Here is an 8946-nt window from a genome sequence, read left to right as displayed (position 1 = left end):
CGCTTCATGCGTCCACGCCGCCTCCGTGCGTTTCGATGCAGAGGTGCCGCCGCCCCAACGGAATGGAGAGCGCTAGTGGGAGGTCGGTCAGCCCGCCCGGTTGTTGCAGCCCATCTCGGAACCGAGGTGGCTCTTCTGCGCGCCCGCGGCCCCTTCTCCGTTCAGCAGGTTGGCGGCCGCGCCGGTGAGGACGCCGACGCCGCCGAGCACCTCGATGTTCATGTCGTGCGAGCGGCACTCGACGCCCTGCGTGATGTCGATGGTGTCGGTGTCGTGGCCCGAATCGCCGTAATCACCGTACGCGGAAGCCGTGTTGACACCCAGGGCGCTGACGCTGCCGAGGAGGGCGGTCAGGAGAACTGCCTTGTGCAACTTGCGCATGTGAAGCTCCTAGGAGGAAGTGCGGGTGTCCGACCCGTCGGGTCGGGACCGAGGACGTGCGGGGGCGGGCTGTCAGCCGAGCCGGGGAAGTCCCAGCTGCCCGACGGGAGGTGCCGCGATCTGCCCGAGGGCGACCGGCGCCAGTTCCGGTGCGCTCGCGGGCGTGATCGTCGGGTCGACGAGCGGGTTCACCTTCGGGTTGAGCTGCGGGTTCACCTGGGGGGCGACAACCATCGGGGGCTCCGCGCCGGGTACCTGGGGCACCGCCACCTGCGGGGCCACCTGCGGCATGACCTGGGGCACGACCTGCGGTACGACCTGTGCGGGCGCGGGCGCGGGCGCGGGCGCGGCCTGCACCGGCTGCGCGGGCGCGGCCTGTTGCGTGTTCGGCGAGCTGGATGCCTGGGCCGTTCCCTGCGACGAGGCCGAGGCCGAGGCGTATCCGGTCTGCTGTGCTCCTGACGGGGCCGCCTGCGAGGCCGGCTGGGGAGCCGCGGCCGGAGCGGCCGGCTGATCCGGAACCGACGCCGGGGTGGAACCGGTGCGTCCCTCCGGTGAGTCGGCAAAGCTGCCGCCGGCGCCGATGCCGGCCAAACCGCTGGCCGCTGCGACGATGAGCGCGGCCTTGTGAAGCTTCCGCATGAAACCCTCGGTCCTTGGTTGCCTGAGATGTGAGTCCATTGCATTCGATGCGGTCACGCGTGCAGTTGGTGCGTCACTCGCATCGCGGTCACGCGTGCGTTTTGGTGCGTCACCCGCATCGTGCCGGAGGCTACGGTTGTCTCGAGGAGCACGCGGACTTCGTATCGGGCAACGAGGTTTCGGCGCCGCGGTCACGGCACTCGACGGGGCGTCACCCGTTTGCCGTCAACACGCCCGGGCGTCACGGCTCGCGCGCCGCATCAAATGGGTGACCACATATCGGCCCCCGTTTCGGGGCCGTGTTTTCTTCGTTCCCCACGGGGCGATAGGGATGGCCCATCGCGGCCGAATGGAGCAGAGGGACAGCGAAGGCTGCGCTGCCCCATCGGCACATCAGCTTCCGTGCACAGGTCAATTCTTTCCGTGCACAGGTCAATTGAAGAGCCGAGGAAACTCATGCGTATGCTTCACAAGATCGCGCTCGTCGCCGCAACGGCCGGCGGTCTGTCCGGTGTCGGCGTCGGCTCGAGCTTCGCCGTCACCCAGTCCGCCCCCAACGGCGTTGCGCCGCAGGCGGCTTCGCAGGCCGACGCCCAGGCGGCCTCGGCGTCCTCCGCCCAGGCGACCACGCAGACCTACGGCTCGCCGGCGCCGCAGCAGATGGCGCCGTCGCGTGGCACCCAGGTCTCCCCGCAGCTCAGCCCGCAGCTGAACCCGCAGTTCAGCCCGCGGCTCTCTGACGCGCCGCAGCGGCAGCAGGGCGCTTCGGCGGGGCAGACCAACCTGTTCCGTCCGTCCCAGGAGTGCAGCCCGCAGACCCTGCTCGACGCGAACGTCCCGATCGCCCTGCTCGCCGAATCCCAGACCAAGGGCGTCGAGTGCACCCAGGTCAACAACCAGGCGAACTCTTTCTCCAACGTGCAGCATCACTGACGGCTTTCGGTGCCTGATCGGCGACATGAAGTCAGCGTGTCGTTGTCTGCTTCACGGCTTTTGTCGCTATTGTTCTTCCCGTAACCGCGATCTACCCACGGATCGCAAAAAGCTCAACACCCCCACACGGAGATGAAATGCGCAAGCTTCGCAACGTTGCGGTCCTGGTCGCCGCCCTCGGCAGCCTCGGACTCGTCGGCGGCACGGCCCACGCCGCTGGTCAGGATGTCGGCGACGACCAGGTCAGCGTCACGCAGAGCTCCACCTGTAAGTCGCACGACCTGAACCTCGACGTCCTCGGGAACGTCGGCGTTCTGAACGGCCTGCTGGGCAACGCCCTCAACGGCGAAGGCAACCCGGGCGGCCAGGCCACCCACCTCGGCTCCAGCCAGGGCTGCAACAACAGCGCCTTCTGAAGTCCCCTCAGGCGTTGAATGACGCCGAATCATGAAAGGTCCCGGCACTGGCTTCTGGCGAAGTGCCGGGACCTTTCACGTACGCCACACCACTTCCGAACTTCCCCCACACGGAGATGAAATGCGCAAGCTTCGCAACGTCGCGGTCCTGATCGCCGCCATCGGCGGCCTCGGTCTCGTCGGCGGCACGGCCCACGCCGGCGGCTACGACGTCGGCGGCGACAGCCTCAGCGTCACGCAGAGCTCGACCTGCAAGTCGCACGACCTGAACGTCGACATCCTCGGGAACGTCGGCATCGCCAACGGGCTGGGCGGCAACCTGCTCAACGGCGAGGGCGACCCGGGTGGCCAGGCCACTTCCCTCGGTTCCAAGCAGGGCTGCAACAACACGTTCGGCGGCTGATCCCCGAGTTCCGAACACGGCAACGGCCTTCGCCCGGTCCTGTGCTCCGTCACGGAAGCACGGGACCGACGTGAAGGCCGTTGCCGTGAGGCCGCCGCACCACGGCGGCCGAGCCGTCGTCGAAGACGGCCGGGAAGCGAAATGCCGGTCCGGGGGAATCCTTCCCCTCGGACCGGCATTTTCCGTGAGCGCTCAGATGCCGATGTGCGGCTTCCTGAACCCCTCGGGCAGCTTCGCGGTGTTGGAGCAGTCCACGACCGGCCCCGCTTTGACGGATCCGCCTTCCAGGAGCCGGTCCTGCTGCGTGACCACGTTCGGCCGGTCTTTTGTCGAGCACTGCTGGTCCTGCTTGATGACGTGCGTGCCGTCCTTGTCGGTGTACGTCTCATTCTTCTGGACGCACACGACGTCCTTCTGCTCGGTGGTGGGGCAGGCGACCGTCTTTCCCTCGGCCTGTGCGTGTGTGGCGCCGAGGCAGATGGCGGCGAGACTTCCGGCGAATGCCGCGACAGCCGCAGTCTTCTGTGAAAAGAGCATGCGTTGCATTCCTTTGGGGTGGAGGATCGGATAGTCCTTTATCGGTCGGAATTGTTCGCGCCGAAAAGGTCAAGCGATGAAATATTCGTTCGCCGGCGGGATGTTTGTAGCCCGGACGCGAATTCGGCGTCCGGGCTACCTGCACCACGGGGTATCGCTCAGCGCACCGCCCGGAACGGCCACTTTCCGTAAACGTAAGCACGCCAGGCATAATCGATCGGGGATTTGCATCCCATGTCGTGTCGGAGCCCCCGTACGGGGTAGAGCGCCGATGGGGTCGTGGGGTGGTGTTCGGCCGACGTGCTTCTCAGGGGAGGAGCTCGGGCAGCCCGTGCTCCCCGCCGGCTTGCCGGGGCGAGCCGGACGTGGTGGGCGAACAGGTCACCTGGGGGCCGATCTGTGTCGAGCCGGTGCCCATGGCGGCGGGCAGCGTCACGCGCTGCACCGGCAGGCAGGTCTCCTGGTGGGGGATGAGGCCGCGCTCGGCGCTCTTGCCCTGGATGTGCTGCACGCAGATGACGTCCCCTTGGGCGTTCCGGGTGCAAGTCCCCGGGCCTGCCGCGGCGTGCGCGTACGTGAGGCCCGTGGACGCCACGGCGAGGCCGCCGATGAGCCCCGAGAGGGCAGCGATCTTCTTCCTGCTGAACATGTGATGCGTGTCCTTAGTGCGGGCGCCCCGGGCGCCGTTCCCCCCTCGAGTCCTGCCTCGCCCCTCCGTGGGCTCCGGCGGCTTTCGATCCCTTCGGGTCGCCCCGAAGGGATCCCGTGCCGACCGTCGCGACGACGGCGTCGCCGACCTCAGCGGGTGAAGGCCTTGTTGTACTGGCCGCAGGTGGTGTCCAGGGTCTGACCGAGACCGAGCACTCCGATCGGGATGTCGTTCTCCACCACCGTCTGCGGGCTGCACTCCTGGTACGGGCGGTAGAGGTTCAACGCCCGCGGTCCGTGGTCATGGGTGTCGGCGACAGCCGTTCCGGCGCCGACGGCGGACAGGCCACCGGCCGCTACTGCTGCTGCGAACACGACCTGCTGAAACTTACGCATGGAACCCTCGGTTCTCCATTGCTTACACGTGATGGCTAGTTGCCTAGCGTGACGGCGTGAACACTAGCAGTAGCGTCAGATGGTCGGCGCACGGAAGCCGTACGCGTTCCGCGGAGGAGCCGGGCCCGGCCTGGGCGTCAACTGGCCTTGCGGGAGGGCGGTTTGCTGTTCGGTGTGCGGCGCGGGAGCACTGTGGAGGGGGCCCGGCACCGCACACCGTCGCACCAACCCAATTGCTCGGAAAGAGTGTTAGGGATTGCGGACTGTTGACTCGCCGTCCTGTGTCCTCGGCGTCAGGGGACGGCGGGACGACGGCTGCCGAACGGGCGGCGTCACGCCATCGGTTCGCGCACGTCCACCAGCGTGCCGTCCGCGTGCGCGATCAGGCTCTTCGGGTCCATCGGGAAGACGGTGAACGGGGTGCCCGCCGAGGTCCACACCGTGTCGTGGGCGAGCAGTGAACGGTCCACCAGGACGCGGATCCTCGTACGGTGCCCGAAGGGCGGCACGGCGCCGGGTCCGTACCCGGTCGACTCCCGTACGAGCCGGCCCCCGGCCCGGGTGAGCTTGTCGGCGCCCAGTTCCTGCCGCACGAGCTCCATGCCGACGTGCGCCGAGCCGTCCAGCAGCACCAGCACCGGGACCCCGTCCGCCGCGAAGAACAGCGACTTGCAGATCTGGCTGGGCTCGCAGCCGATCGCCGCGGCGGCCTCGGCGGTGGTGCGGGCCGTGTCGGGGAAGCGCCGGACCCGTCCGATCACCTCGTCGAGACCCAGCTCCCGCAGGGCCTCGGCGAAAAGGGGGTCGGGGCCGCTCACGACGGAGGGCCGGCCCTCGTCGGCGTTGTCATCGGTGACGTTCATGTACGGCACGCTAGCGGTCGGTGTACACCCCACGCGACCGGACCCCGGCAGGCCGGACCCCACCCGCCGGACCCCGCGTACCGGGGGAAGGGCGTCAGCCGGTGCTGCCCGCCTTCAGGAGGGCTGCCACCAGCGGGCCCGCCGTGCTGCCGCCGTGGCCGCCCTGCTGGACCACGCCGGCTCCCGCCAGGTCGCCCTTCCACGCGGTGAACCAGCCGTTGGGCTCCTTCTGGTTGTCGACCTCGGCGGAGCCGGTCTTGGCGCCGAAGTCGGGGCCGAGTCCGGACATGGCCTCGGCCGCGGTGCCGGCCGCGGCCGTGTACTGCATGACCTCGCGGAGCTGGGCGAGCGTGCTCGCGGACATGGTGCGGGACGCCTTGGCCAGCGTGCGGTGATCGACCGACGCGGAGACCAGGTAGGGCTGGCGGAAGGTGCCGGACTTGACCGTGGAGGCGACGGACGCCATGTTCAGCGGGTTCATGCGGACCCCGCCCTGGCCCATCAGTTCGGCGGCCATCTGCGCCGCGCTCTGCACCGGCACCGAGCCGTCCGCCGAGGGAACGCCGATGGCCCAGTTGTTCAGGCCCAGACCGAAGACCTGCTGGGCCTGCTTGGTCAGGTCGTCGTCCTTCAGCTTCTTGGCCTGGGAGATGAAGGCCGTGTTGCAGGACCGCGCGAAGCTCGCCTTGAACGTGCCGTTCTTGATCTCGAAGTCGTCGTCGTTGTGGAACTTCCAGCCGCCGTACGTCGACGTCTTGGGGCAGGGGTGCGGCTTGTTCGCCGAGGCGAGGCCCTTCTCGAAGAGCATCGACGCCGTGATGACCTTCATCGTGGAGCCGGGCGCGAGAGAGCCCTGGAAGGCCGTGTTGAAGCCGTGGCCGGTGTTCGCGACGGCGAGGATCTCGCCCGTCGAGGGCCGCATCAGGACCACCGACGACTTGGGCTTGGTGGCCACCAGGCGCTCGGCCTCCGCCTGGAGGGTCGGGCTGAGCGTCGTCGGCACCTTGCCCGGCGTGCCCGCGCTGAGCGTCAGCAGGGTCTTGTCGGGGGTCTTCTGGGCGCCCTTCGCCGCGGCCTTGCGGACCACGCGCAGCTCGATGCCCGCCTTGCCGCCGGCCGTCTTGCCGTACTTCTCGCGCAGCCCGTCGAGGACCGTGCCCAGGGAGGGGTACTTGGCGGCGGTCAGCTCACCGCCCTTGCTGTCGAGGGCGGTGACCGGCGGTGTCCCGGCCGCGCCGGTCACCAGCCGGTCGCCGTCCCGCAGGTCGGGGTGGACCACCGACGGCTTCCAGCCGACCAGCGCCGTGCCGTCCCCGGCCCGCCGCACGACCGTCAGCTTCGAGGTGTACGACAGCGGCTTGGCCGTGTCCTTGTGGGTGACGGTGGCCTTGACGGTGAAGGGGATGTCGGCGCCCGAGCGCTTGCCGCGGGTCAGGGTGACGTCGCTGATGCGGGCGTCCTTGCCGAAGCCGGTCAGCGCGGTCGTGGCGGCGGACGGGTCGTCGGTCGCCGCGGCCGCCCGGCCGACGTCGCCGCTCTGCCAGGCGTTCAGGAAGGCGGTGGACGCCATGGTGACCTCGGCGGCCGACAGCGGGCCCTTCTTGACGGCCTTGCGGGTGCCGGCCGTGACCCCCTCGTCGGCCGACGCCCCGCTGCCGTAGAGGCTGTAGGCGCCCAGCGCCCCGCCGACGACGGCCACGGCGACCACCCCGCCGAGTACGGCGGGCTGCCTCGTCTTCCGTCGCTCGGCGACGCGCCTTCTCTTGCCCACAGCCCTCTGTCCTCCGCCGTCCCCTGGTGCTCCGTGGTGCCCCCGTGCCTCTCGCTCATCGACGAGAGGCACCACCCTAGAGTCCCGTTCCGTACGGAGCGACTTCAGCCGCCCGTTCGTAGCACAGCTGCGACGATCGGACCGGCCGCGTCTCCGCCGTGGCCGCCCTCCTGGGTCATGGCGGCGGCCGCGACATCGTCGCGGTACCCCGTGAACCAGCTGTTGGACGTGGCCTGGCCGTCGACCTCGGCGGAGCCGGTCTTGGCCCCGATGCTGCCGCCCAGCCCCGCCATCACCCGGGCCGCGGTGCCGCTGACGGCCGTGCGGTTCATCATCGCGCGCAGCTGGGCGACCGTACCGGCGGACAGGCCCTTCGCGGTGGCCAGCTCCCGGTCGTCGAGGGAGCGCGGCACGATGACCGGCTGCCGGAAGACGCCCGTCATCGCGGTGGCGGTCACCGACGCCATGTTCAGCGGGCACATCTGGACCTGGCCCTGGCCGATCATGTTGGCCGCCGTGTCCGGGCCGCCGGAGGCGGGCACCGAGCCGTCGAAGGACTCGATGCCGGTCTTCCAGTCGTTCCGCCCGAGTCCGAAGCGCTGCTGGGCCTCGGCGGTGAGGGAGTCGACCTTCACCTCGTCCGCGTACTTCACGAAGGCGGTGTTGCACGAGCGCGCGAAGCTGTCGGAGAGCGTGGCGTTCTCCTGTGGCTGCATGCCCTTGAGGTTGTGGAAGGTCTGGCTCTGCCAGGTCGCCGTGTCCGTGCAGGGCGCGGGGCCGTTCGCCGTCGTGATGCCGTTGTCGATGAGGGTCGCCGCACTGATGATCTTCATCGTGGAGCCGGGCGCGAGCTTGCCGAGGAAGGCCGCGTTGAAGCCGTCCTTCCGGTGGTTGGCGACGGCGAGCACCTCGCCGGTGCTGGGCTTCACCGCCACGACGGAGGACTCGGCGTACCGGGTGACGGCCTTCTCCGCGGCGGCCTGCGCGTTCGCGCTGAGGGTCGTGCGGACCTTGCCCGCCCGCCCCTTCGCGAGCGTGACCAGGGTCGTGTCGCCGCCGGTGCCCTCGGCGGCGTGCCGGATCGAGAGCTCGATGCCGGGCGTGCCGCCGGCCTTGTCGCCGTACTTCCCCCGGAGCGCGTCGAGGATCGGCCCCAGGGACGGGTACTTCTCCTTCGTCAGGACGACGTCGTTCCGGTCCACGGCCTCGATCGCCGGGCTCGCCGACTCGCCCGTGACCAGGGTGTCCCCGTCCTTCAGCTCCGGGTGGACGACGGAGGGCTTCCAGTCGACCAGGGCCTTCCCGGTGGTCTCGCCGCGCACGACGGTCAGTTCGGAGTCGTACGCGAGCGGCTTGCTCTTCCCGTCGTACGACACCGTGGCCTTGACGGAGAACGGCACCCGCGCCCCGGACGCGGTGCCCGGGGTGATCTTCACGTCGGTCAGGTGCGCGTCGTCGTGGAAGCCGGCGAGCAGTCCCTCGGCGTTCGTCGCGTAGTTCGTGTACGTGGCGGCCTTCGACGCGTCGCCCTTCTCCCAGGCCGCGAAGAACGCGCGGCTCGCCTCCTCGACCTCGGCGCCGCTCGGCGGACCGGTCCTCACCGGAGCGGGTCCGCCCGCGGCGCCGTCGCCGCTGATCGCCGTCACCACGTTGTAGGCGCCGTACCCGGCGCCGCCCACCATCGCCGCCAGCACACCGCCCACGACGGCGACCTTGGCTCCTTTGCGCATCGCGCGAACCCCTCCCCGCGACCCCTCCTCCGAACTTCTGAACGCGTTCAGAAAAGTCGGCTCACCTCGAACTCTAGGCATGGGAAGGGGTGTTGGCGCGGATCTTCGCCGAATCGTTAGCCCGAAACGCGGAGGCGGCGAACGGGACCACGGTAAACGCGATCCCGACGGCGTTTATTTGAGGGCGGGGGGGGGGGGTTAGACCCAGGAAACAAAAACCAAACGG

Annotated in this window: 11 protein-coding genes; 3 read left to right on the top strand and 8 right to left on the bottom strand. The window is 69.6% G+C overall.

Translation table 11 applies throughout. The features are described from left to right. Positions 1 to 87 precede the first annotated feature (87 nt). Positions 88 to 381: a hypothetical protein gene (locus tag ACFW6B_RS17595; RefSeq protein ID WP_386596902.1), complete on the bottom strand. Its 294-nt coding sequence runs from the start codon at positions 379 to 381 to the stop codon at positions 88 to 90. Between the two features lie 72 nt (positions 382 to 453). After that, entirely contained in the window at positions 454 to 1023 is a 570-nt protein-coding gene (locus tag ACFW6B_RS17590) for a hypothetical protein (protein WP_386596900.1), read from the bottom strand. Positions 1024 to 1479: 456 nt separating this feature from the next. Here ACFW6B_RS17590 and ACFW6B_RS17585 point away from each other — a divergent pair, with 456 nt between their 5' ends. The 3 genes from ACFW6B_RS17585 (at position 1480) to ACFW6B_RS17575 (ending at position 2775) form a co-directional block, all read left to right on the top strand. Next, a complete protein-coding gene (locus tag ACFW6B_RS17585) occupies positions 1480 to 1956 on the top strand; it encodes a hypothetical protein (protein WP_386596898.1) in 477 nt (158 codons plus the stop codon). Positions 1957 to 2093: 137 nt separating this feature from the next. Continuing rightward, positions 2094 to 2372 (top strand): hypothetical protein, encoded by a 279-nt coding sequence (locus tag ACFW6B_RS17580; RefSeq protein WP_386596895.1) that lies wholly within the window; start codon positions 2094 to 2096, stop codon positions 2370 to 2372. A 121-nt stretch (positions 2373 to 2493) separates the two neighbouring features. Further along, the gene (locus ACFW6B_RS17575) at positions 2494 to 2775 is read left to right on the top strand and encodes a hypothetical protein (RefSeq protein WP_386596893.1); all 282 of its coding nucleotides are present in this window, start codon (positions 2494 to 2496) and stop codon (positions 2773 to 2775) included. 192 nt (positions 2776 to 2967) lie between these two features. On the opposite strand, the gene ACFW6B_RS17570 is transcribed toward ACFW6B_RS17575, so the two are convergent. The 6 genes from ACFW6B_RS17570 to ACFW6B_RS17545 form a co-directional block, all read right to left on the bottom strand. Next, positions 2968 to 3312 (bottom strand): hypothetical protein, encoded by a 345-nt coding sequence (locus ACFW6B_RS17570; protein ID WP_386596891.1) that lies wholly within the window; start codon positions 3310 to 3312, stop codon positions 2968 to 2970. 307 nt (positions 3313 to 3619) lie between these two features. Beyond that, positions 3620 to 3961 (bottom strand): hypothetical protein, encoded by a 342-nt coding sequence (locus tag ACFW6B_RS17565; RefSeq protein ID WP_386596888.1) that lies wholly within the window; start codon positions 3959 to 3961, stop codon positions 3620 to 3622. Between the two features lie 149 nt (positions 3962 to 4110). Further along, positions 4111 to 4356, bottom strand: coding sequence for a hypothetical protein (locus tag ACFW6B_RS17560; RefSeq protein WP_386596886.1), 246 nt, complete (start codon positions 4354 to 4356; stop codon positions 4111 to 4113). A gap of 332 nt (positions 4357 to 4688) precedes the next feature. Beyond that, complete coding sequence (locus ACFW6B_RS17555; RefSeq protein ID WP_386596884.1) at positions 4689 to 5219, bottom strand: YbaK/EbsC family protein; 531 nt, start codon at positions 5217 to 5219, stop codon at positions 4689 to 4691. Positions 5220 to 5313: 94 nt separating this feature from the next. Continuing rightward, a complete protein-coding gene (locus ACFW6B_RS17550; protein WP_386596882.1) occupies positions 5314 to 6990 on the bottom strand; it encodes a penicillin-binding transpeptidase domain-containing protein in 1677 nt (558 codons plus the stop codon). Between the two features lie 104 nt (positions 6991 to 7094). Continuing rightward, positions 7095 to 8720 carry a penicillin-binding transpeptidase domain-containing protein gene (locus tag ACFW6B_RS17545; protein ID WP_386596880.1) on the bottom strand — a complete coding sequence of 542 codons (1626 nt, stop codon included), beginning with the start codon at positions 8718 to 8720 and terminating at the stop codon, positions 7095 to 7097. Positions 8721 to 8946 lie beyond the last annotated feature (226 nt).

The sequence above is a fragment of the Streptomyces sp. NPDC058751 genome (assembly GCF_042746485.1).
In the GTDB taxonomy this organism is placed as follows: domain Bacteria; phylum Actinomycetota; class Actinomycetes; order Streptomycetales; family Streptomycetaceae; genus Streptomyces.
The sequence above is the reverse complement of the archived record's forward strand: the minus strand, read 5'-3'. Positions and strand labels throughout refer to the sequence as shown.